Origin of the sequence: Flavobacterium aquaticum (assembly GCF_003259835.1) — a bacterium.
In the GTDB taxonomy this organism is placed as follows: Bacteria; Bacteroidota; Bacteroidia; order Flavobacteriales; family Flavobacteriaceae; genus Flavobacterium; species Flavobacterium aquaticum.
In genome coordinates this window covers 41,071-64,868 of the sequence record NZ_QLMI01000006.1, presented here as the reverse complement: position 1 = coordinate 64,868, position 23,798 = coordinate 41,071, and the positions used below count along the sequence as shown (strand labels likewise).

Annotated in this window: 15 protein-coding genes; 11 read left to right on the top strand and 4 right to left on the bottom strand. The window is 32.9% G+C overall.

What is annotated here, in order from left to right; genetic code table 11:
- The first annotated feature begins 52 nt into the window (after positions 1–52).
- The 8 genes from B0I03_RS10200 to B0I03_RS10165 all read left to right on the top strand — a co-directional run bounded on the left by B0I03_RS10200 (position 53) and on the right by B0I03_RS10165 (position 13,130).
- Positions 53–2,536, top strand: coding sequence for a DUF5686 and carboxypeptidase-like regulatory domain-containing protein (locus B0I03_RS10200; protein ID WP_111567452.1), 2,484 nt, complete (start codon positions 53–55; stop codon positions 2,534–2,536).
- Positions 2,536–3,138, top strand: a complete 603-nt coding sequence (locus B0I03_RS10195) for a DNA-3-methyladenine glycosylase family protein (RefSeq protein ID WP_111567338.1) — start codon at positions 2,536–2,538, stop codon at positions 3,136–3,138. Before B0I03_RS10200 ends, B0I03_RS10195 begins: the two co-directional genes overlap by 1 nt.
- A gap of 92 nt (positions 3,139–3,230) precedes the next feature.
- Positions 3,231–3,761, top strand: coding sequence for an inorganic diphosphatase (locus tag B0I03_RS10190; RefSeq protein WP_073582210.1), 531 nt, complete (start codon positions 3,231–3,233; stop codon positions 3,759–3,761).
- 114 nt (positions 3,762–3,875) lie between these two features.
- Positions 3,876–6,455, top strand: coding sequence for a sodium-translocating pyrophosphatase (locus B0I03_RS10185; RefSeq protein WP_111567451.1), 2,580 nt, complete (start codon positions 3,876–3,878; stop codon positions 6,453–6,455).
- Positions 6,456–6,536: 81 nt separating this feature from the next.
- The gene (locus B0I03_RS10180) at positions 6,537–8,798 is read left to right on the top strand and encodes a glycoside hydrolase family 20 protein (protein WP_111567450.1); all 2,262 of its coding nucleotides are present in this window, start codon (positions 6,537–6,539) and stop codon (positions 8,796–8,798) included.
- Positions 8,798–9,799, top strand: a complete 1,002-nt coding sequence (locus B0I03_RS10175; protein ID WP_181452381.1) for an isoaspartyl peptidase/L-asparaginase — start codon at positions 8,798–8,800, stop codon at positions 9,797–9,799. Before B0I03_RS10180 ends, B0I03_RS10175 begins: the two co-directional genes overlap by 1 nt.
- Positions 9,800–9,942: 143 nt before the next feature.
- On the top strand, positions 9,943–10,620 hold the full coding sequence (locus B0I03_RS10170; protein ID WP_111567337.1) for a copper homeostasis protein CutC: 678 nt from the start codon (positions 9,943–9,945) through the stop codon (positions 10,618–10,620).
- 50 nt (positions 10,621–10,670) lie between these two features.
- Positions 10,671–13,130 carry a beta-mannosidase gene (locus B0I03_RS10165; protein ID WP_245903014.1) on the top strand — a complete coding sequence of 820 codons (2,460 nt, stop codon included), beginning with the start codon at positions 10,671–10,673 and terminating at the stop codon, positions 13,128–13,130.
- Positions 13,131–13,161: 31 nt separating this feature from the next.
- On the opposite strand, the gene B0I03_RS10160 is transcribed toward B0I03_RS10165, so the two are convergent.
- Positions 13,162–13,776: a deoxynucleoside kinase gene (locus tag B0I03_RS10160; protein WP_026725924.1), complete on the bottom strand. Its 615-nt coding sequence runs from the start codon at positions 13,774–13,776 to the stop codon at positions 13,162–13,164.
- On the bottom strand, positions 13,776–14,573 hold the full coding sequence (locus tag B0I03_RS10155; protein WP_111567335.1) for a hypothetical protein: 798 nt from the start codon (positions 14,571–14,573) through the stop codon (positions 13,776–13,778). The genes B0I03_RS10160 and B0I03_RS10155 overlap by 1 nt, the downstream gene beginning before the upstream one ends.
- A 120-nt stretch (positions 14,574–14,693) precedes the next feature.
- Between B0I03_RS10155 and B0I03_RS10150 the strand changes: the two genes are divergently transcribed.
- Together B0I03_RS10150 and B0I03_RS10145 are read left to right on the top strand one after the other, a co-directional pair.
- A complete protein-coding gene (locus B0I03_RS10150) occupies positions 14,694–15,599 on the top strand; it encodes a GLPGLI family protein (protein ID WP_111567334.1) in 906 nt (301 codons plus the stop codon).
- A 16-nt stretch (positions 15,600–15,615) separates the two neighbouring features.
- A complete protein-coding gene (locus B0I03_RS10145; protein WP_181452380.1) occupies positions 15,616–18,384 on the top strand; it encodes a carboxypeptidase-like regulatory domain-containing protein in 2,769 nt (922 codons plus the stop codon).
- Positions 18,385–18,413: 29 nt separating this feature from the next.
- Here the strand turns inward: B0I03_RS10145 and B0I03_RS10140 are convergent, their stop codons facing one another.
- Both B0I03_RS10140 and metK read right to left on the bottom strand, forming a co-directional pair.
- Positions 18,414–20,498 (bottom strand): tail fiber domain-containing protein, encoded by a 2,085-nt coding sequence (locus tag B0I03_RS10140; RefSeq protein WP_111567332.1) that lies wholly within the window; start codon positions 20,496–20,498, stop codon positions 18,414–18,416.
- Positions 20,499–20,594: 96 nt separating this feature from the next.
- Positions 20,595–21,845, bottom strand: coding sequence for a methionine adenosyltransferase (metK, locus tag B0I03_RS10135; protein WP_111567331.1), 1,251 nt, complete (start codon positions 21,843–21,845; stop codon positions 20,595–20,597).
- Positions 21,846–22,472: 627 nt separating this feature from the next.
- On the opposite strand from metK, the gene B0I03_RS10130 reads away from it, so the two are divergent.
- On the top strand, positions 22,473–23,765 hold the full coding sequence (locus B0I03_RS10130) for an O-acetylhomoserine aminocarboxypropyltransferase/cysteine synthase family protein (RefSeq protein WP_111567330.1): 1,293 nt from the start codon (positions 22,473–22,475) through the stop codon (positions 23,763–23,765).
- The last annotated feature ends 33 nt before the right edge of the window (positions 23,766–23,798 follow it).

Below are 23,798 nucleotides of genomic sequence, written 5' to 3'. Positions count from 1 at the left end.
TTATTATATTTGAAGCTTCATCAGTAACTTTCTGATGAAGTTTTTTTTTCCTATGAAGACAAAAATAGTACTATTCTTTTTATTTCTGAGCTCAATAGTTATTGGGCAAACTAAGGTTGGTGGAAATGTAACTGACGAATTTGGTGAGCCTATAGCTTTTGCAAATGTTATATTTAAAAACTCAAAAGAAGGAGTTATTACCGATGAAAATGGAAATTTCTATTTCGAATCTAAAGAAAATTATTCCACTTTAGTGGTTTCTTATGTGGGATTTGAAAAGAAAGAAATATCATTAAAACCTGGTTTAAATTCAGGTTTAAAAATTCAATTAAAGTCGGGAACCGAGCTTAAAGAAGTTGTAATTTATACAGGAAAAACTTCTAAAAAGAACAATCCGGCAATTGATATTTTACGAAAAATTTGGGAACGTAGAAGAAAAAACGGACTCAAAATGTTCAAGCAATATGAGTATGACAAATACGAAAAGGTTGAATTTGATTTAAATACGATAGATTCCGCTTTCATGAACAGCAAAGTGTTTAAAGGAATGGAGTTTGTTTTTGATCAAATTGATACTTCAAGTATTTCTGGAAAAACCTATTTGCCAATTTTTATAAATGAAACACTAAGTGAAGTTTATGGTGATAATGAAGCGAAAAAAACAAAAGAAATCACAAAAGCTAATAAAAACTCTGGATTTGGTTCTGGAGATGGAGTGAATACATTCATCAAAGATTTATATGCCGATTTTGATATCTATGATAATTACTTAAAATTTTTCGATAAAGACTTCGTAAGTCCATTGTCAAGAACAGGAATCAATGTTTATAATTATGTATTAAACGATAGTATGTACATCGATAATAAATGGTGTTATAATATTGTGTACTATCCAAGACGTAAAAACGAATTGACTTTTAAAGGTGATTTTTGGGTAAACGACACCACTTTTGCTATCAAAAAAATTAATTTAGAAGCCAGTAAAAGTGCTAATATCAACTGGGTAAAAGAAATTTATATTGAGCAAGAATACGAAGTATTGAACGATTCTGTTTTTTTGTTGAAAAGAGATTATATGATGTCTGATTTTAGTTTTTCTAAAAAAGAAGAATCAAGAGGGGTTTACGGAAAACGAACAACGCTTGCCAGAAATCATAAATTTGACATTAAAAAAGACGATAAATTTTACAAAGAAGAGGTTAATTTTTACGATAATGCGGTGTTTAATAAACCCGATGAGTATTGGGAAGATAATCGATTTGAAGCTTTAAATAAAAACGAAGCTGGCATTTATAAAATGCTCGATACTTTAAAAGAAGTACCGCGTTTTAAACGAATTTACAGTCTTGCCTCAATTTTAGGAAGTGGATATATCGAAATTCCTAAATGGAAAATGGATTACGGACCTATTTTTTCGACCTTCGGATATAATGATGTTGAAGGTCAAAGAATAAGAGTTGGTGGTAGAACTTATTTTGGTTCTCATGATAAGTGGCGTATTCAAGGCTACACGGCTTACGGATTTAGAGATAATCAATTCAAATACGGAATTTCGGGTAGATGGATGGTAAATCCTAAAAAAAGGTTGATTTTATCAGTAGGAAATCGTCGCGATGTAGAACAAATGGGAGTTAGTTTAACAACTTCAAATGATGTTTTAGGGCGAAGTTTTGCCTCATCAGCATTATTTGCAAGTGGTGTAAATAATCAATTAACTTCTGTAAATCTTACAACTTTAGGATTTGAAATTGAACCAGCAAAGAATTTTACTTTTCAAACGAATCTAACTTATAGAACATTAAAATCGGCTTCAAACGAATTTAGTTTGGATTATTACACCGATTTAACACAAACCGAAATAAAAAATGAAGTAAAACAATCAGAAATAAATTTAGTTGCAGAATATACTCCAAAACGAAAAACCGTAGGTTATGGTGTTGATCGTATGGACGTAGATTTCAATTATGCTCGAGTTTTTCTGAGTTATAGTCAGGGCTTAAAAGGAGTTTTAAATAGTGATTTTAATTATCAAAAATTACAACTTTATTACCGTCAACCAGCTTTAATAGGTGGTTTTGGTAGATTGTTTACCACTTTTGAAACGGGTAAAATTTTCGGAGAAGTGCCACTTGGTTTAATGGGTGTTATCCCTGGAAATCAGTCATGGTTTGTAATCGAAAATACATATAATTTGTTAGATTACTACGATTTTGTGGCAGATGAATATGCTTCGTTACATTTAGAACATCATTTTAACGGAAGATTGTTTTCGAGAGTGCCGCTTTTAAGAAAACTAAACCTTCGCGAAATTATTGGTATCAAAGGCGTTTACGGTAGAGTTTCTGATGAAAATGTAATGTTAAATGCATCAGGGTTAACTTATGTTGCTCCAGAAGATATCTATTGGGAATACCACGCAGGAGTTGGAAATATTTTCAAAGTGATGCGTATTGATTTTGCTTGGAGAGGAAGTTACTTAGAAATGCCAGATGCTAGAAAATTTGCTATAAGAGCTTCATTTGGTTTCTATTTTTAATGGAAGAGGCAATTGCATATTTATATAAAAAAGATACTATTTTTAAACAAATAAGCCAGCAATATGGAATTCCTGTGCAGCCTAAAAGAGCTCAGGGATTTGAGACATTAGTACTCTTAATTTTAGAACAACAAGTTTCTATAGATTCTGCAAAAGCTACTTTTAATAAGCTAAAAAACGCGATTCCTGATTTTTCAACTGAAAATCTATTTGTTTTTTCAGATGAAGATTTTCGTGCCTGTGGAGTGAGTCGTCAAAAAACGAAATACATAAAAGCGCTTTCAGAAGCTATTTTATCAAAAGAATTAGATTTAGAGAGTTTGGCTTTCAAAGATTCTGAAGTTGTTCGAGAAGAACTTATTAAAATCAAAGGAATCGGTAATTGGACAATTGATATTTATTTGATGTTTTGCCTGAATTCGTTGGATATTATTCCGCTTGGTGATATTGCAGTGGTAAATACCATGAAAGAGTTGTTAGATATTCATACTAAAGAAGAAATGGAAATCTATGCTCAAAAATGGAAGCCTTATCGCTCAGTAGCAACTTATTTTCTTTGGCACTATTACCTTGAAAAAAGAGGAAGAAAAATCACATATTAAATCTTTGTAAAATCTATACTTTTTTTGCAAAACTCTTTTGTTTCTAATGTTTTATAGTGGTAACTTTGCACCCGCTTTAAAATATAAGAAAAATGACAGCAGATAAAATTACTACATTTGATGTATTGATTGAGATTCCAAGAGGAAGTAGAAACAAATACGAGTACGATTTTGAATTAAAAAGAATGCGTTTTGACAGAATGTTATTTTCGTCAATGATGTATCCAGCAGATTACGGATTTATTCCAGAAACATTAGCATTAGATGGAGATCCATTAGATGTATTAGTTTTAGTAAACGAGCCAACTTTTCCAGGTTGTGTAATGGAAGTAAAGCCAATCGGTGTTTTCCATATGGCAGACGACAAAGGACCAGATGAAAAAGTAATTTGCGTACCCGTTTCTGACCCAATTTGGAACAAATTAAACGATTTAAGTGATGTAAATCCGCACTTAATTAAAGAAATCGAACACTTCTTCCAAGTGTATAAAGATTTAGAAAACAAAAAAGTAGATGTTGAAGGTTGGGGAGATGTTAACGAAGCAAAAGAAATTTTAGTGAAGTGTACTAAGCGTTTCGAAGAATTAGAAAATAAACCAGAAGGATTATTTAGCATTAAATAATTTCTTTTTTTGAAATAAATAAAAGGCAGTATTTTTAATAAAATATTGCCTTTTTTGTTTTATTTTCTTAATATTACCATAAAATTAACAAACACCAAAACTAAATTATATTTTATGGAATCAATGATGATTTATGTTCCTATAGTCATGGCACTATTAGGATTGGCATTTATGGCTGCCAAACGCGCTTGGGTTCTTAAACAAGACGCCGGAGATGGAAAAATGAAAGAAATTTCAGATTACATCTACGAAGGAGCCTTAGCATTTTTAAAAGCAGAATACAAATTATTAACGTTTTTCGTTCTTGGAGCGAGTGCGGTTCTTGCGGGAATTTCATTTATTGTTCCAACAACACATTGGTTAATCGTAATCGCATTTATTTTCGGAGCTATATTTTCTGCTTATGCAGGTAATATTGGAATGAAAATCGCAACTAAAACTAATGTTAGAACTACGCAAGCCGCTCGTACAAGTTTACCACAAGCATTAAAAGTTTCTTTTGGTGGTGGAACGGTAATGGGATTAGGTGTTGCAGGTTTAGCTGTTTTAGGATTAACAGGATTCTTTATCATATTTTTTAGATTTTTCATGAATGGAGAATGGACATCAACAGATGACATGACTATCGTTCTTGAAACTTTAGCTGGTTTTTCATTAGGTGCTGAATCTATCGCATTGTTCGCTCGTGTTGGTGGAGGAATTTACACTAAAGCTGCCGATGTAGGTGCTGACTTAGTAGGAAAAGTAGAAGCTGGAATTCCAGAAGACGATCCACGTAATCCTGCTACTATTGCAGATAACGTTGGTGATAACGTTGGAGACGTTGCCGGAATGGGTGCCGATTTGTTTGGTTCGTATGTAGCAACCGTTTTAGCGGCAATGGTTTTAGGAAATTACGTAATTAAAGATATGGGTGGTAAAATCGATGACGCTTTTGGCGGAATTGGACCAATTTTATTACCAATGGCAATCGCTGGTTTCGGAATTTTATTTTCTATCATTGGAACAATGTTAGTCAAAATTTCAAGTGACGATGCTAAAGAAGCTCAAGTACAAAAAGCATTAAACATTGGAAACTGGGTTTCTATCGCTTTAACAGCCGTTTCTTGTTTCTTTTTAGTGAAATTCATGCTTCCTGAAGTAATGACAATGGAATTCTTCGGAGAAGGTGCACAAGAAATTTCAGCAATGCGTGTTTTCTACGCTACTTTAATCGGATTATTTGTTGGTGGAGCTATTTCATCAGTTACAGAATATTACACAGGATTAGGTACAAAACCAGTATTAGCAATTGTACAAAAATCTTCAACTGGAGCAGGAACTAACGTAATCGCTGGTTTAGCTACGGGTATGATTTCAACTTTCCCAACCGTATTATTATTCGGAGCTGCAATTTGGTCAACATATGCTTTAGCAGGATTTTATGGTGTTGCTTTAGCCGCTTCTGCAATGATGGCAACAACAGCAATGCAATTAGCAATCGACGCGTTCGGACCAATTTCAGATAACGCAGGAGGAATCGCTGAAATGAGTGAATTACCAAAAGAAGTTCGTACAAGAACCGATATTTTAGATTCAGTTGGTAACACAACTGCTGCAACTGGAAAAGGTTTCGCAATCGCTTCGGCTGCATTAACTTCGTTAGCTTTATTTGCTGCTTATGTAACTTTCACAGGTATTGATGGTATCAACATCTTCAAAGCTCCTGTATTAGCAATGTTATTCGTTGGAGGTATGATTCCTGTAGTTTTCTCTGCATTAGCAATGAATTCTGTTGGTAAAGCAGCAATGGACATGGTATATGAAGTACGTCGTCAGTTTAAAGAAATTCCAGGAATTATGGAAGGAACTGGCAAACCAGAATACGGAAAATGTGTTGAAATTTCTACAAAAGCAGCTTTACGCGAAATGATGTTGCCAGGAATTTTAACAATCGGTTTCCCAATTGCAATTGTATTATTAGGTAAATTAGTTTACGCAGATAACAACCAATTAATCGCTGAAATGTTAGGTGGTTATATGGCGGGAGTTACGGTTTCAGGTGTACTTTGGGCAGTTTTCCAAAATAATGCTGGTGGTGCTTGGGATAATGCTAAAAAATCTTTCGAAGCTGGAGTTATGATTAATGGAGAAATGACATACAAAGGTTCTGATGCGCACAAAGCAGCGGTAACTGGAGATACAGTTGGAGATCCATTTAAAGATACTTCTGGACCATCAATGAACATCTTGATTAAATTAACGTGTTTGATTGGTTTAGTAATCGCTCCAATCTTAGGAGGTCACGGTGCTACAACTGAAAAAGGTGCTTGTTGTGCAAAAACAGAAATGATGTGTTGCGACAAAGGAAAATGCGACATGTCTAAATGTGCTGACATGACAAAAGAGGAATGCGCTAAAATGTGTGAAGAGAATGGTTGTTCTGAAGAATGTAAAGAAAAATGCATGTCAATGTATGACGAAAACGGAAAATTCATTGGTAAAGAAAAACATGTTCACGGACCAAACTGCAACCACGACGAGCACCAAGAAATCATCAACATGGAAGTTAAAAAAGTAAAAGATGCTAACGGAAAAGTAAAAGCAACCGTTACTTTAACTAAAATGGTAGATGGTAAAGAAACTACTGAAGAAAAAGTTTTCGAAGGAGACGATTTAGAAGTAGAAGCAAAAATTGCTGAACTAGGAAAATAATCTTTTTCAACATAAATAATGAAAACCGTACAGCAATGTGCGGTTTTTTTATTTAATTTTAGCGAAACAAACACAACTCCAATGAAATACAAAATACTGACTTTGTTGTTGCTTATTTCTGTAATTAGCGTAGCACAACAGAATCTTAATTTAATTCCGAAGCCGCAAAACATTGAATATCATTCTGGTTCTTTTGTTATGAACTCGAAAACAGTGATTCAAGCCGATAAAAATTCTTTTGAAGCAAAGTATTTACAACAAATCATAAAGCAACAATTAGGTTTAAATTTAGAAATTACAACTTCTTCTAAATCAAAATCTAAAATTGTATTTTTAACTAAAATTATTGAAGAGAAAAAGTCTTTTAAGGAATGGTATAATTTATCAATTTCAAAGAATGAAGTGGTTATAAAAGCAACTGAAACTCACGGAACTTTCTACGGTATTCAAACATTAATTCAATTACTTCCATTAGAGAAATCACTCGAAATTAAAATACCTTGTTTAAGTATAACTGACGAACCCAAATTCCAATGGCGCGGCATGCATCTCGACGTTTGTCGTCATTTCTTTCCAAAAGATTTCATCAAAAAATACATTGATTATTTAGCGATGTACAAAATGAACACCTTTCATTGGCATTTAACCGATGATCAAGGTTGGCGCATTGAAATCAAAAAATATCCCAAATTAACCGAAGTCGGCGCTTGGCGAAACGGCTCCATGATTGGACATTATACTGACCAAACTTTCGACAACATTCGCTATGGTGGATTTTATACCCAAGATGAAATCAAAGAAATTGTAGCCTACGCCAAAGAGCGACACATTACCATTGTTCCCGAAATCGAAATGCCAGGTCATGCTCTAGCGGCATTAGCATCGTATCCTGAATTTTCATGTACTGGCGGACCTTTTGATGTAGGAAAAACTTGGGGTGTTTTAGAAGATGTTTTTTGTCCAAAAGATGAAACCTTTACATTTTTAGAAAATATTTTGACAGAAGTAATGGCTTTATTTCCTTCTGAATACATTCACATTGGCGGCGATGAATCTCCAAAAGTACGTTGGAAAAGTTGTCCGCATTGTCAAAAAAGAATCAAAGATGAAAACTTAAAAGACGAACACGAATTACAAAGTTATTTCATTCAAAGAATCGAAAAATTTGTCAACAGCAAAGGTCGAAAAATCATTGGTTGGGACGAAATTTTAGAAGGAGGATTAGCCCCAAACGCAGCCGTAATGAGTTGGCGTGGCACCGAAGGCGGAATTGCAGCAGCGAAACAAAAACATTTTGTAGTAATGTCGCCAGGATCGCACTGTTATTTCGACCATTATCAAGGCGAACCTAAGAACGAACCGATTGCTTTTGGCGGTTACACCAATGTGGAAAAAGTGTATTCTTTTAATCCTATTCCAAAAGAACTTTCTGCGGAAGAATCGAAATATATTTTAGGTGCTCAAGCTAATCTTTGGACGGAATATATCAACACAACAGAACACGTTGAATATATGCTTTTTCCAAGGATAGTAGCGCTTTCAGAAGTCGTTTGGGGAACATCCAATCCGAAAGAATACAAAGAATTCGAAAAAAGATTGATTTCACATTTTGAAATATATGATAAAAAAGGAATCAATTACAGCAAAGCTATTTTTGAAGTAACTTCAAAAGTACAACCAGCCGAAAATGGAGTAGCATTCGAATTAAAATCAGCAAATCCAAACGGAATCAAATATACAACCGATGGTTCGGAACCGAATACGAATTCGATACCTTATGAAAAACCAATTCTAGTTGCTAAAAATCAAACCATAAAAGCGGCTTATTTCGAAAATGGAAAAGCAAAAAGTGCTACTATCGAACAATCGTTTTTCATAACTAAATCAACTGGGAAAAAGATTGAATTGGTTCATCAACCACATGAAAATTATGGAATCGGTGGAAGTTTTACTTTGGTAGATGGAATGAAAGGAAATCCTTCAAAATTCGGTAGAGATTGGTTAGGTTTTTGGGGAAAAGATATGAATGCCACTATCGATTTAGGAAAAACAGAAACAATTTCAAAAATCAGCATCAATACGCTTTCTTCAGAAGGAAGTTGGATTTATTATCCCAAAAGAATCGGAATTTTAGTTTCAAAAGATGGTAAAAATTATATTCCAATCACAATTGTTTCTTCCAAAGAAATTCAGGAAAATAAAGGAAAAATTGTGGTGGAATTTGACAAACAAAACGTTCAATTTATAAAAGTCATTGCAGAAAATAACGGAATCATTGCCGATGGAAATCCAGGAGCAGGTTCCAATAGTTGGTTATTTGTAGACGAAATAAGTGTAGAATAATGACAAACAGAAGAAATTTTTTAAAGACAACCGCATTAGCAACTGCAGGCGTAGCGTTTCAGGCTTTCAATGGAAAATCTGAGGAGAATGAAATTGATACCAATTCAGGAAAAACTAACAAACCAATCGTACTTTCTACATGGAATTTCGGTTTGAAAGCCAACGAAGCTGCTTGGGAAGTACTGAAAAATAAAAGTCGCGCTTTAGATGCAGTAGAAGCTGGTGTGAAAATTCCAGAAGGCGATCCAAATGAAAGAAGTGTAGGTTACGGCGGTCGTCCAGATAGAGATGGTCGCGTAACATTAGACGCTTGTATTATGGATGAATTTTCGAATATTGGTTCGGTAGCGTGTTTGGAGCACATAAAACATCCTATTTCTGTAGCAAGAATGGTGATGGAGAAAACGCCTCATGTAATGTTGGTTGGTGAAGGTGCTTTGCAATTTGCCTTATCTCAAGGATTTCAAAAGGAAAATTTATTGTTGGAAGCTTCCGAAAAAGAATGGAAGGAATGGCTAAAAACCAGTGAATATTTACCAAAAGCCAACATTGAAAATCACGACACTATCGGAATGATTGCGTTAGATGCGCATGGCAATTTATCGGGCGCGTGCACTACAAGTGGTATGGCATTCAAAATGCATGGAAGAGTAGGTGATTCTCCTATTATCGGTGCTGGTTTGTATGTGGATAACGAAATTGGAGCCGCAACAGCAACAGGTCATGGTGAAGAAGTAATCCGAATTACGGGTTGTCATTTGGTAGTGGAATTAATGCGTCAAGGAAAATCACCTCAAAAAGCATGTGAAGAAGCGGTAATGCGAATTGTAAAACTGACGCAAAATCGTGGAAAAAATTTAAAAGATATTCAAGTTGGTTTCATCGCTCTAAATAAAAAAGGAGAATATGGTTCGTATTGTGTACAAGGAGGTTTCAATTATGCCGTTCACGACGCAACAGGAAATAAATTAATTGATGCGAATTATTATTTAAAAACTTAGTTTTATTAACCACATAGAAACATAGATAGAAAAGTTTTACAGAGTCCATTTATGGATTCACAAAGTATATGTTTCCTATGTTAGTGAAACGACTTATTACATTCCAAAAGAAACTATGTTTCTATGTGGTTAAAAACATATTTATGAATTTAAAAAAAATCGAAATAGCTTGTTTTAACCTTGAATCTGCTCTAATTGCACAAAAATCTGGAGCTGATAGAGTAGAATTATGCGCTGATATGTCCGTTGGTGGTACAACTCCAACAATTGAAACGATTCAACAAGCTCGAGAAAATTTGACTATTGATTTATATGTGATGATTCGACTAAGAGGAGGAAATTTCGTCTATTCTGGTGCTGAATTTGAACAAATGAAATCGGAAATCGAAGCCATCAAGAAATTAGGAGTCAACGGCTTTGTTTTCGGGATTATGAAATATGATAATACGATTAATATTGAACAAAATAAAGCTTTGGTTGATTTAGCAAAACCATTTCCATGTACATTTCACAGAGCTTTTGATGAAGTTTTAGATTACAAAAAAGCTTTAGTAGATGCTATTTCTTGTGGATTTTCAACGATTCTAACTTCTGGAACTTTTCCAAATGTCATGGAAGGAAAAGAAGTTTTAAGACAATTAGTCATTCAAGCGAATAATCGAATCGAAATCATGCCCGGTGGCGGATTGCGTTCGACTAATATATCGGAATTAAATGAAATGGTAAAAGCGAATTGGTATCATTCATCAGCGATTACAGATGGAAGTGAAATTGCTAATCCAGAAGAAATCATCCAACTAAAGAAAAAGCTACAATCTTAAATGAACTTCTTAAATTTTAAGCTTTCACTCTAAAAACTTATGTGACTTATATGTTTAAAAAAATAACATTATTTGTAATTTTCATCTGCTATTCCGTTTCAGCACAGACTTCCTATCTCAATTTGTCATCAGAAAACTGGACATTCAACAAACAAAATGAAAATAAAAAACATAAGGCAACAATTCCCGGAACTATTCATACTGATTTGTTTCAAAACCAATTAATTCCTGATCCATTTTTTGGAGCCAATGAAAAGCAATTGCAGTGGATTGAGAATGAGAATTGGGAATATGAAACACATTTTACATTGTCAGAATCCGAATTAAAAAATCAAAACATCGAATTAGAATTTGAGGGTTTGGACACTTATGCAACTGTTTTTTTGAACGGAAACTTAGTTTTAGAAGCTGATAATATGTTCCGAAAATGGACCATTTCTGCAAAAGCACATTTGAAAATAGGGACCAATCATTTAAAAGTTGTTTTTCATTCGGCAGTTCAAAAAGGAAAAGAGGAAGCGAAAAAATTATCTTATACTTTACCTGAAAAAGAACGTGTTTTTGTTCGGAAAGCGCAGTATCAATTCGGTTGGGATTGGGGACCACGATTCGTAACGGCAGGAATTTGGAAAAAAGTCCAATTAAAATTTTGGAATTCGGCTAAAATTGAAAGTGTAAAGTACAATCAAAAAGTTTTGAATGAATCGATAGCTGATTTAGATTTTATTTTCACCATTTTCGCCCAAAAATCAGGAAAGTATCAAATCAAATTAGGTCAAAAATCATTTCCCTTTGAATTGAAAAAAGGACAAAATGTGGTTAAAGTTCCTATATCTATTCCGAATCCTATTTTATGGTGGAGCAATGGCTTGGGCGTGCCACATCAATATGTTTTTCGTTTTTCATTGGAACAAAACCAACAAAAAATTGAAGAGAAAGAACTTAAAATTGGTCTACGAACTATCGAATTAATTCAGGAAAAAGACCAAGTTGGAAGCAGTTTTTACTTCAAATTAAACGGAAAACCCGTGTTCATGAAAGGAGCAAATATAGTTCCACCCGATAGTTTTTTATCACGAGTTTCGGATGCTACTTATTTTTCATTAGTTGAAAATGCTAAAAAAGCGAATATGAACATGCTTCGCGTTTGGGGCGGCGGGGTGTATTTTGATGATGTATTTTATGAAGCTTGTGACTCTAACGGAATTTTAGTGTGGCAAGATTTTATGTTTGCGTGTTCGATGTATCCGGGCGATGAAAAATTTGTAGAAAATGTAAAACAAGAAGTAATTGATAACGTAAATCGCTTACAAAACCACCCAAGTATTGCGATTTGGTGTGGTAATAATGAAAACGACGAAGGTTGGCACAATTGGGGATGGCAAAAGCAATTCAATTATTCAAAAGCAGATTCAACCCAAATTTGGAACGATTACAAAAAAGTATTTAATGAAATGATTCCGCAGACATTAGATAGTTTACTTCCAAAAGAAAAAAATATTTATTGGTCGTCTTCGCCATCGATTGGTTGGGGAAGAAAGGAAAGTTTATTGCAAGGCGATTCCCATTATTGGGGCGTTTGGTGGGGAAAAGAGCCGTTTGAAATTTATGAGAAAAAAGTAGGACGTTTCATGAGCGAATACGGTTTTCAAGGTATGCCAAATTTAGAAACGTTACAAAAAGTCATGAATAAGGAGGATTTGAATTTCACTTCCGAAGCTTTTAAAAATCATCAAAAACACCCAACAGGTTACGAAACCATAAACGAATACATGGAACGCGATTATGTAGTTCCAAAAGATTTTGAAGATTATACATATGTTTCCCAATTGTTGCAAGCTCGCGGAATGAAAACGGCAATTGAAGCCCACCGAAGAGCCAAACCCTATTGTAAAGGAACGTTATATTGGCAATTTAATGATTGTTGGCCAGTTACATCTTGGAGTTCATTGGATTATTATGGAAATTGGAAAGCGTTTCATTATCAAGCTAAGAGAAGTTTTGAAAATTTACTGCTTTCGGTAAATGAAGAAAATGAGATATATAAAGTGTTCTTGGTAAATGATAACTTTGAAAGTTATTCAGTAAGATTGGAGTTAGAATTACTTTCTTTCGATGGGAAATCGCTTTGGGAAAATTCAAAAGAGGTTACGGTTAAAGAAAATACAAGTATAAATGTTTATGAAATTCCTAAAGATGAATTTGAAAAATTTGATTTGAAAAGTTCGGTTTTAAAAGTGAATTGGGAAGAAGTAAAAATAAATTATTTCTTCGCTAAACCAAAAGATTTAAAACTTCAAAAACCCAACATAGAAATCAAAATTATAAATGATTTTATGATCGAAATTTCTTCGGATGTTTTAGCTAAAGATGTTTTTCTCTCATCTGAAAATGAAGTGTTTTTTGAAGATAATTATTTTGATTTGCTACCGAATGAAAAGCGAATTGTCAAATTGTATAAAGCTGCAAAAGAGATAAAAGTAAAATCGTTGTTTGATACGATGAAATAAAAAAACGCCTCAATTGAGGCGTTTTGTATATCTAAAATAATCCGTTTAATTCGGCATCAATTCTATTGATAATCATTCCTAAATCTTCTGGATTGTTTACAAAATCAATATTATCTACATCAATGATTACCAATTTTCCTTTGTTGTAGGTTTGAATCCAAGCTTCGTATCTTTCGTTCAAACGGCTTAAATAATCAATCGAAATAGAGTTTTCGTAATCTCTTCCTCTTTTATGAATTTGACTTACTAAATTCGGAATAGAACTTCTTAAATAAATCAATAAGTCTGGCGAACCTACTAAACTTTCCATTAATTCGAAAAGCGAAGTATAGTTGTTGTAATCTCTATTAGACATTAATCCCATAGCATGAAGATTGGGTGCGAAAATATGCGCATCTTCATAAATGGTTCGGTCTTGAATAATGTTTTTACCACTTTCGCGAATTTGCAATACTTGACGAAAACGACTGTTTAAGAAATAGATTTGAAGATTAAAACTCCAACGTTCCATTTGATGGTAAAAATCATCTAAATATGGGTTGTCTACCACATCTTCAAAATGCGGTTCCCATTTAAAATGTTTGGCTAATAACTTAGTAAGTGTCGTTTTTCCTGCTCCAATATTTCCTGCTACTGCTATGTGCATTATGGTAAAATTATTTTGTAATTAGTAATTTCATTTTGGGTAAAAATAGACAAAATTCCATCTCTAAAGAAAAATTTTGAAATGATTTTTTCATCAATTGCTATTTTGCTGCTACTCTTAGAAGTTAATTCGTAGTAATATAATTTATCATCTGTTTTATAAATGGAATTGCCATTTTTTGTAAACTGAATTGCATCAAACTTTGATAGATTTCCTAATTTTTCAATCGTACCATAAATCGAAATGCGGTATAAATTCAAATTTACATCGGTCCAATAAAAATGCGTGTAATCGGATTCGTAATATGAAATTGGATTTTCAAGCATGGTAGAAATCCACTTGAAAGCATCGGTATTTACATTGTATAAACCAATTTTTGATGAAATACCATCGTAAATCCAAATTTGGTTTTGAGAAGACAAAGCCACAGCTTCTAAAGTAATTGGAGTTGATTTTAAATTGAAATCTATCTTTTTAATTTCGTTTAATTGATTGTCCAAAAGTACTACGGTGTTGAAATTTTTATAAAAAACTACAATTTGTAATGGATTTTGAAAGTCAACTCGAGTAATTTTTCCTAAGCCTAAATTGTTGTATTGAAAGGTTTTAGATTCGCTATTTTTGATTAAGATATTGTTCTTGATACTGTAGCTATTTATTTGATTATCAAAACCTAAAAATGCATCACATTCTATTTTTGCAGTTTCTAATTTTGTGACAGGGATAATTTCCTGACTACTTACAGAAAAGTGACATAAACTTATAAAGGTTATAAATAGTGTTTTTTTTAATGACATTGTTAAACTATTTCTGAAAATCAGGGTCTAATATACTACTTTAACACAAAAATAGCAGTTAAATGTGTAACAAAATGCACTATTGATAGTCTATATATACATCTATAACATCTGAAAAGAATGAAAAAAATTATTATTGCTTCGATTTTAATGATTTCTGGGTTACTAAATGCTCAGAATTTCCAAGGAATGGCGGTTTATGAATCTAAAACCAGTACAGCCGATTTTATGAAAGGAATGGGTGGAAACCGTGAGATTACTCCCGAAATGCAAAAACAAATTGAAGAACGAATGAAAAAAATGTTTGAGAAAACGTTTATTTTAAATTTCGATAAATCAGCTTCTATTTACAAAGAAGAAGAAAAATTAGATGCACCAGGACAGCAAGGTGGTGGAAGAATGATGATGTCTATGATGGGTGGTGGTGGCACCTTTTATAAAAATGCTAAAGAAAAGCAATATGTTGTTGATAAAGAGTTTTTTGGGAAGGAGTTTTTAATAAAAGATTCGTTGCCAAAATATGATTGGAAATTAGAAGGCGAATCAAAACAAATTGGTAACTATACTTGTTTTAAAGCCACAGCGGTTGTTAAAGTAAGCGAGTCTGATTTTAGAAATTTTAGATTTAGAAACAACAATGCAAAAGAAGGCGATAAAAAAGCAGAAACAGTAAAAGATACTGCAAAAGCTAAAAAAACCAATTTCACAGACGATTGGGAAATGCCGAAAGAAAATACGATTACCGCTTGGTATTGCCCAGAAATTCCTATAAATCAAGGTCCAGAAAATTATTGGGGATTACCTGGTTTAATCTTAGAAGTTAACGATGGCAAAACTGTAATTTTATGTTCTAAAATAGTTTTAAATTCTAAAGATAAGGTTGAAATCAAGCCTGTTTCAAAAGGGAAAGTGGTTACCCAAAAAGAGTTTGACGAAACTGTTAAAAAGAAAATGGAAGAAATGCGCGAAATGAATTCAGGTCCAGGCGGTCAACGTGGCGGATTTAGAATGGGAGGCGGACGTTAATTTTCAAAAATCAAACATGAAAAAAATATTTTTTATCCTTATAATGGCACTTACTACAAGTGCCTTTTCTCAAAATATACGTTTCGAAGGAACTGTTAAAGATACTACAGGAGTTGGTTTAGAAATGGCTAATATTATGGCAATTAATAAACAAACAAAGGCAATGGATGCTTATGCTATTACCAATGAAACAGGGAAGTATGTTTTAAATTTAAAAGCCAATACAGCTTATACTTTAAAAGTAAGTTATATTGGTTTTCAAACCTATGAAAAATCGGTTACAACTGGAGCAACTAATATGAATTATCCAGTAGTTCTAAAAGAAGGAACACAATTAAATGAAGTAGAAATTGTACATGAAATGCCAGTGAGTGTTTCGGGCGATACCATTATTTATAATTCGGATTCTTTTACAAATGGTACAGAACGAAAGTTAGAAGATGTTTTGAAAAAGCTTCCAGGTGTTGAAGTTAATAAAGATGGTGAAATAGAAGTTGAAGGGAAGAAGGTTCAAAAAGTAATGGTGGAAGGAAAGGATTTTTTTGATGGTGATACGAAGTTGGCTACCAAAAACATTCCGGCAGATGCTTTAGATAAAATACAAGTTTTACGAAATTATAACGAAGTTTCTAATTTGAAAGGATTGGAAAATAACGAGGAAAGTATTGCTTTGAACATCAAATTAAAAGAAGGAAAAAAGAACTTCTGGTTTGGAGATATGACCGCGGGAATTGGTGTTGGAATGGAAGATACACGTTATATTGTTAATCCGAAGTTGTTTTTCTATAGTCCAAAATACAGTTTAAATGTTATTGGTAATGTGAATAATATCGGTGAACTGCCATTAACAGCTCAAGATTATTTCAAGTTTACGGGAGGTTTCAAAAATATGATGCGTAAAGGAGGTTCTTCTTTTAATGTAGCTTCTAACGACTTAGGAATTATGGGACTTCGTAACAATCAAGCGGCTAATATTGAATCTACTTTTGGAGCGGCTAACTTTAGTTATAATCCATCAAAAGCTTGGACATTGAGTGGTTTTGGAATTTTATTAGGAAACAAGACAGAAATTGAAACTACTACTATTTCAAATCGTATTGATAATTTGCCAGATGGCTCTTCACAAACCATAACAGAAAATCGCGAAGAGTTTACGAGACAAGACAGTAAACAAGTGTTATTGAAACTAAGTTCTAGTTATGTGCCTTCTGAAAAAAAGCATTTCGATTACGATGCTTTAGTTAAGTTTTCAGATCAAAAAGAAAATACAAGTCTGTTTTCAAATTTATTATCTGATATTTATACAGGAAAAGATCAAAATCCGTTTTCAATCAATCAAAATCTAAACTATTATTACACTTTAAACGAAAAACACGTATTTGCTTTTGAAATGCAACACTTGTATCAAAAAGAAGATCCGTTTTATAATGCTAATTTAAGTGTATTGCCATTTGGAGCTTTATTGCCTTCATATATAACAGAAGGAAATCCATTAGATCCTGTTGATCAGGCAAATATTAGAGACGATGTTTCTCAAAAAAGATTTGTTCAAACGAATAAACTCGATTCAAAGTTTGATTATTACTATATGTTAACTCCAAAAAGTAATATCAATTTGACTTTAGGAAACACCTATTCATATCAAAATTTTGATTCTTCTATATTTCAAATTTTGGAAAATGGAACGCAAAATAATTTAACGGATAGCTCAGAAATTAACGATGTGAATTATGCTTTTAATGATGTATTTTTAGGAGTTCATTATAAATTCATGTTAGGAAAATTTACATTTAACCCAGGATTTAGTGTGCATCAATACAATATGAATGATGAGCAACTTGGTACATCAAACAAGCAATCATTTACTAGATTTTTGCCTGATGTATATGCATTGTGGCAAATTAAAAAATCGGAAACGTTAACCTATAATTACTCGTTAACAAACAATTTTACCGATATCAATAAATTAGCGCAAGGTTATGTGTTTTCAAACTACAACAGTTTATTTAGTGGAAATAGATTTTTAGAGAATTCAACTTCCCAAGTACATTCGCTACGTTATTTTAAATACAACATGTTTAATTTTGAGAATATTTTTGCGAATATTACTTACACCAGACAATTAGAAGCTATCAAAAATAGAGCATTATTATTAGGTGTAAACCAAATTTCTTCTGCAGAAAATATGGATTCAAGTTTTCCAGATGAAACGTTTTCGGCAATTGGAAATTATGGACGTTCATTTGCAAAATATTATAAAGTAAATTTTAGAGCTGGTTTTAATTGGTCAAAATCAAATAACATTCGTGTTTATCCAGATACAGATGCTAATCCAAGTAATAATCCAACAGAATTACAAACGATTGAATCGTATTCTCAGAATTATAATTTGAGTTTTTCTACAAATTATAAAACTTTGCCAAACTTAACATTAGGATATAATTTTACTGTTAATGATAACTTTTCAGATATGATTTATGTGGATAGTCCAACATTAACATTAGAATATTATTTCTTAGATGCCTTTTCCTTTGTTTCGGAATATTCTTATTTTCACAATAGAAATAAAGCAAAAACAATTGATAGCGAATACGATTTCTTAACAGCAAGTTTAATGTATCAAAAGAAAGACAGTAAATGGGAATGGAAACTTTCAGGAACTAATTTATTAGATACTAAATCGTTAGATACTAATAGTTTTGGTCAGTTAGGAGGAACTAGTACTTTTTCAAGCTATAGAGTGCAACCACGATTTGTTATTCTGAGTTTGAAATATACTTTATAATAAAAAAGACCTGAAATTTCAGGTCTTTTTTATTTAAGTTTTTTTTCGATTGCTTTTAATCTCTTTTCTAAAGCTTCATTTTTTTGTTTTTGGAGTTCTAATTCTAGTTTTAATGCTTCAATCGTTTTTTGTTGTTCTTGTATTGATTTTACTATTGGAACAACAAATTCAGCATAACGTAAACTGTAAAAATCATTTTCGTTTTTTGGTACATCAACACCGCTAAAATCGTAGTTAACTTTTTTTGCCGTTTGTTCTACTTCTTGAGCTATAAATCCAGAATATCTAATGTTGTTGTTTTGACTTTTTGAATCAATAGCTTTAAAATTATAATTATAAGTAACAGGTTTTAGGTTTAAGATAAAATCCAATCCTACAACATTGTTTTGTATGTTTTCTTTCAAGCGTCCATCCGAGATGTTAGACCAACCAACTGCTCCGCCAATACTTGTAACATCAAAATTACCAAGTCTAATTTGATTGTCGCCTGAAACATATGTATTATATCCAATTGCGGTTGAATTGTTGTAATCTCCCGAATTATAGGCATTGTAGCCAATTGCGGTATTGTAATTTCCTGAATTATTTGAAACCAACCCGTTGTTTCCAATACTAGTATTAAAAGAACCATTGTTGCTTGATAAAGAGTTGTTTCCCAAGGAAATATTATGATTTCCCGAAGTATTATTCATTAAAGCATTGTAGCCTAAACTTATATTGTTTTCTCCTGTATTGTTGTTTTTTGAAGCATTTCTACCAATACTAGTGTTGAAACTTCCTGTTGTATTGTTTTCCAATGAATTTGATCCAACAGCTACATTATTATTTCCAGTTGTATTTGCTTTTAAAGTGAATTCCCCAAAACCAGAATTGTAATTTCCAGTATTTGCGTATAATGATTGATTTCCAAAAGCGGAATTTCCTATTCCAATGGTTGAACTAAACAAAGCATTGCTTCCAAAAGCACTATTATTGTTTCCTGATAGGTTGTTGTATAAACTATTAAAGCCAATGGCTGTGTTGTTTGAGCCAGAATCGTTGTTGTACAAGGAGTTGCTGCCTAATCCAGTATTCTGATTTCCAGTTTTAGACTTGTACAAAGAAAAAGTTCCAACGGCAGTATTCTGAAAACCAATAGTATTATTGTTTAAAGAATTATTGCCAATTGAGGTGTTTTGATAACCTGTGGTGTTGAAACTTAAAGAGGCTAGTCCTACAGCAACATTATTACTACCTGTTGAGTTAGCAGTTAGTGTATAAGAACCAATTCCAGTATTATTATTTCCACTTGTGTTGGTGTATAGCGAGTAAGTTCCTATTGCAACATTATAGTTTCCATTAGTATTGTTGTATAGGCTGTTGTTTCCTAAAGAAGAATTTTCATTTCCTGAAATATTCATTAATAATGAATTTGATCCAATTGATGTATTTGAATTTCCAGTAGTATTGTTGTTTAATGAATATATTCCTAAAGCTGTATTAGAATTTCCAACGGTATTATTGGTCATAGATAAGGCTCCAATTGCACTGTTGGAATACCCTGTAGTATTGTTTTTTAGAGTATTAAATCCTACGGCTGTATTAGAGTTTCCATTAGTAGTGCTACTTAGCGAAAAACTACCAAACGCAGTATTATTAGAGCTACTTCCAACAGGTCGATAAGAGTTATTTCCAAAAGAAGTATTATTGATAGCTATAATTCCTGAATGATTGTTGTTTCTTCTAAAAATGAAGTCCGTATTGTCTTTTGTTCCAATATAGTTGTTGTTTGGATTGGTGTTGGTGTTTCCATTTATCAACCAAACATTTTTTGTGTTTGTTACAGAATTCCAAGAAACACTATTGTTGTCCCAATAATAAAAACCAGGTGCGTTATTGCCAACTGTTGTTGCTAGGTAAATTAATAAGCCATTTTGATCACTTGTTGGATTAGTGGCCGGAAAATTATTAACTCTTGGAATTAGAATTCCATCCGTATTTGAGGGTGAGTTACTATCAGTAGCTACAATATCTAATGTAGATTTTGGATTTGTTGTGTTTATTCCAATTTGTGAAAAGATTGCGAAACTATTTAAAAAAATCACAAAAAAGAATATTTGTATAATGGTTTTCATTAAAAATGAATTTTTTGCTAAAGTATAAAATCTGAAAATAAAAAACCCACTTATTTTAAAATAAATGGGTTTAACTATTTTGTATTCAGTAGATTATTAGATGTTAAAAGCTGCTTTTACTTTATCTACGAAATCTAATTTTTCCCAAGTAAATAACTCAACTGTAACCGTTTTTGTTAAACCACCTGGAGCAGTAAACGTTTTAGTTACGGTTTCAGGAGTTCTTCCCATGTGACCGTAAGCAGCCGTTTCGCTGTAGATTGGATTTCTTAATTTTAAACGTTGTTCAATAAAGTAAGGACGCATATCAAAAATGCTTTCTACTACTTTACTGATTTCTCCGTCAGTTAAATTTACTTTTGCAGTCCCGTAAGTATTTACGTTGATTGATGTTGGTTCAGCAACTCCAATAGCGTAAGAAACTTGTACTAAAATTTCGTCAGCTACACCTGCAGCTACTAAATTTTTAGCAATATGACGTGTAGCATAAGCAGCAGAACGGTCTACTTTAGATGGGTCTTTTCCTGAGAATGCACCACCACCGTGAGCTCCTTTACCACCGTAAGTATCTACGATAATTTTTCTTCCTGTTAAACCAGTATCTCCGTGAGGTCCTCCAATTACGAATTTTCCTGTTGGGTTAATGTGGTATTTAATTGCATCATTAAATAAATGAGCGTATTGAGGATTTTTAGCAATCACTCTAGGAATTAAAATTTCGATAATGTCTTTTTTGATTTTTGCTAACATCGTTGGTTCATCAGCAAAATCATCATGTTGAGTTGAAACTACAATGGCATCAATACGAACCGGTTTGTTATCATCAGAATATTCTAAAGTAACCTGAGATTTCGCATCTGGACGTAAGTAAGTGATTTCTTTGTTCTCTCTTCTTAAGTCCGCTAATTCTTGAAGAATTTGGTGAGATAATTTCAAAGCTAACGGCATGAATTCAGCAGTTTCATTTGTTGCATAACCAAACATCATTCCTTGGTCACCAGCACCTTGCTCTTCTTTGCTAGCTCTGTCAACACCTTGGTTAATATCGGCAGATTGCTCATGAATTGCAGATAAAACTCCACAAGAATTTGCTTCGAACATATATTCGCTTTTTGTGTAACCAATTTTCTTGATTACATCTCTTGCGATAGTTTGTACATCTAAATAAGTATTTGATTTTACTTCACCAGCTAAAATCACCTGACCTGTTGTAACTAAAGTTTCACAAGCTACTTTTGACTCAGGGTCAAATGCTAAAAAGTTGTCAATTAATGCGTCTGAAATTTGATCCGCAACTTTGTCTGGATGTCCTTCACTCACTGATTCTGACGTAAATAAATAAGCCATAATAAAATATTTTTAAATTTTAAGCGAGGAAAAATAATTGCAGGTAGTGCCTAAAGAAGTAGTAATTACTGCTTTAGCATTTTTTAATGAGGTTGCAATCAGTTCAAATTTTTCCTCTTAGTTTTCGGATGCAAATGTATGAAATGAAATTGAATTCCAAATGATTGTTAACTTTTTTTTATTTTTTTCTTCGGAAATTACAAATAGAGGTTTCTTTAGATAAATTTTCGGATTGAAATTCGTTTTTAACGAAAAATATTCTAAATAATTACTTTTAAATAACAAAATTTAGAAAAATAATCTATTTATTTTTTTATTGTAGAAAATAAATCTAATTTTGCCCTGTTAAACTAAAAGAAATAGAAAATGAACTTTACAATGTGCAATATGTGTATGATGATGTGGAACAATCCGCAGAGGAAGCCTATTGCATAATTTTAAAAGTAAATTAATTCAATATAACCTCTGTCGAAAGCAGAGGTTTTTTTATTTCTAAAAAACAACAAAATAATGAAAATAGCCATTTACAATCCAAGACGATGTTGTCGAATGTGTAGCTGAATCAAACTCAGTAAAATCAAAAAAATACATTTAAAAAACACACAATAACATCAAAAATAAAATATCATGAGCACAAATAAATTTGCAACAAACGCATTACACGCAGGACACGACGTAACTAAAAAAGGAGGAACAAGAGCCGTTCCAATTTACCAAACTACTTCCTACGTGTTCAATAACTCAGACCACGCTGCCAATCTTTTTGGTTTGGCCGAAGCTGGGTTTATTTACACACGATTAAATAATCCAACAAACGATATCTTAGAACAACGTTTAGCCAAATTAGAAGGTGGAATTGGAGCTGTTGTAACTGCATCAGGAACCGCAGCAATCTCAACTGCTTTATTAACGTTGCTAAAAGCTGGCGACCACATTGTGGCTTCTAACAGTTTATATGGTGGAACATACAATTTATTAAACGTGACTTTACCAAGATTAGGTATCACAACAACATTCGTAGATCCAACAAATCCTGAGAATTTTTTAAATGCAGCGCAAGAAAATACAAGAGTGTTCTTTGCCGAAAGTTTAGGAAATCCAAAATTAGATGTACTCGATTTAAAAGCCATTTCAAAAGCAGCACAAACCTACAAAGTGCCTTTTATTGTGGATAACACAGTGGCAACACCCTTTTTGCTAAACCCAATCGAACACGGAGCAAACATCGTAATTCATTCGTTAACGAAATACATAGGTGGAAACGGAACTTCTCTTGGAGGAGTAATCATCGATGCAGGAAATTTCGATTGGAGCAACGGAAAATTCCCAGAATTTACAGAACCTTCTGCAGGTTATCACGGATTAAAATATTATGAAGTGTTAGGCGCTGCCTCGTTTATAGCAAAAGTTAGAATCGAAGGTTTACGAGATTTAGGTGCTTCGTTAAGTCCATTCAACGCATTTCAAATTATTCAAGGTTTGGAAACATTAGCTATCCGAATCAAAAAGCACAGTGAAAACGCTTTGGAATTAGCTAAATGGTTACAAAAACGTCCAGAAGTGGCTTGGGTAAATTACCCAGGATTGATTTCTTCAAAATATTATGATTTAGCCCAACAATATTTACCAGAAGGACAAAGCGGTATTGTAACTTTTGGATTAAAAGGAGGTTATGAAGCGGCTAAAAAAGTAGCTGATGAAACTCAATTTTTCTCATTATTAGCAAATATCGGTGATACAAAATCATTGATTATTCATCCAGCAAGTACAACGCACCAACAATTATCAGAAGAGCAACAAATTACAACTGGAGTAACGAAAGATTTAATTCGTTTATCGGTTGGATTAGAAGATATTGAAGACTTGAAAGCCGATTTACAAGGTGTTTTCGAAAAATTGCCCGTTCAAAATTTAGTTTAGGTTTTTGTTTGTTTGAAGACTGCCGATAGACCT

Coding starts and splice junctions, on each gene's coding strand:
- B0I03_RS10190 (WP_073582210.1), top strand. CDS start 3,231: ATGACAGCAGATAAAATTACTACATTTGATGTATTGATTGAGATTCCA.
- B0I03_RS10175 (WP_181452381.1), top strand. CDS start 8,798: ATGACAAACAGAAGAAATTTTTTAAAGACAACCGCATTAGCAACTGCA.
- B0I03_RS10195 (WP_111567338.1), top strand. CDS start 2,536: ATGGAAGAGGCAATTGCATATTTATATAAAAAAGATACTATTTTTAAA.
- B0I03_RS10150 (WP_111567334.1), top strand. CDS start 14,694: ATGAAAAAAATTATTATTGCTTCGATTTTAATGATTTCTGGGTTACTA.
- B0I03_RS10155 (WP_111567335.1), bottom strand. CDS start 14,573: ATGTCATTAAAAAAAACACTATTTATAACCTTTATAAGTTTATGTCAC.
- B0I03_RS10180 (WP_111567450.1), top strand. CDS start 6,537: ATGAAATACAAAATACTGACTTTGTTGTTGCTTATTTCTGTAATTAGC.
- B0I03_RS10170 (WP_111567337.1), top strand. CDS start 9,943: ATGAATTTAAAAAAAATCGAAATAGCTTGTTTTAACCTTGAATCTGCT.
- B0I03_RS10160 (WP_026725924.1), bottom strand. CDS start 13,776: ATGCACATAGCAGTAGCAGGAAATATTGGAGCAGGAAAAACGACACTT.
- B0I03_RS10200 (WP_111567452.1), top strand. CDS start 53: ATGAAGACAAAAATAGTACTATTCTTTTTATTTCTGAGCTCAATAGTT.
- B0I03_RS10140 (WP_111567332.1), bottom strand. CDS start 20,498: ATGAAAACCATTATACAAATATTCTTTTTTGTGATTTTTTTAAATAGT.
- metK (WP_111567331.1), bottom strand. CDS start 21,845: ATGGCTTATTTATTTACGTCAGAATCAGTGAGTGAAGGACATCCAGAC.
- B0I03_RS10145 (WP_181452380.1), top strand. CDS start 15,616: ATGAAAAAAATATTTTTTATCCTTATAATGGCACTTACTACAAGTGCC.
- B0I03_RS10165 (WP_245903014.1), top strand. CDS start 10,671: ATGTTTAAAAAAATAACATTATTTGTAATTTTCATCTGCTATTCCGTT.
- B0I03_RS10185 (WP_111567451.1), top strand. CDS start 3,876: ATGGAATCAATGATGATTTATGTTCCTATAGTCATGGCACTATTAGGA.
- B0I03_RS10130 (WP_111567330.1), top strand. CDS start 22,473: ATGAGCACAAATAAATTTGCAACAAACGCATTACACGCAGGACACGAC.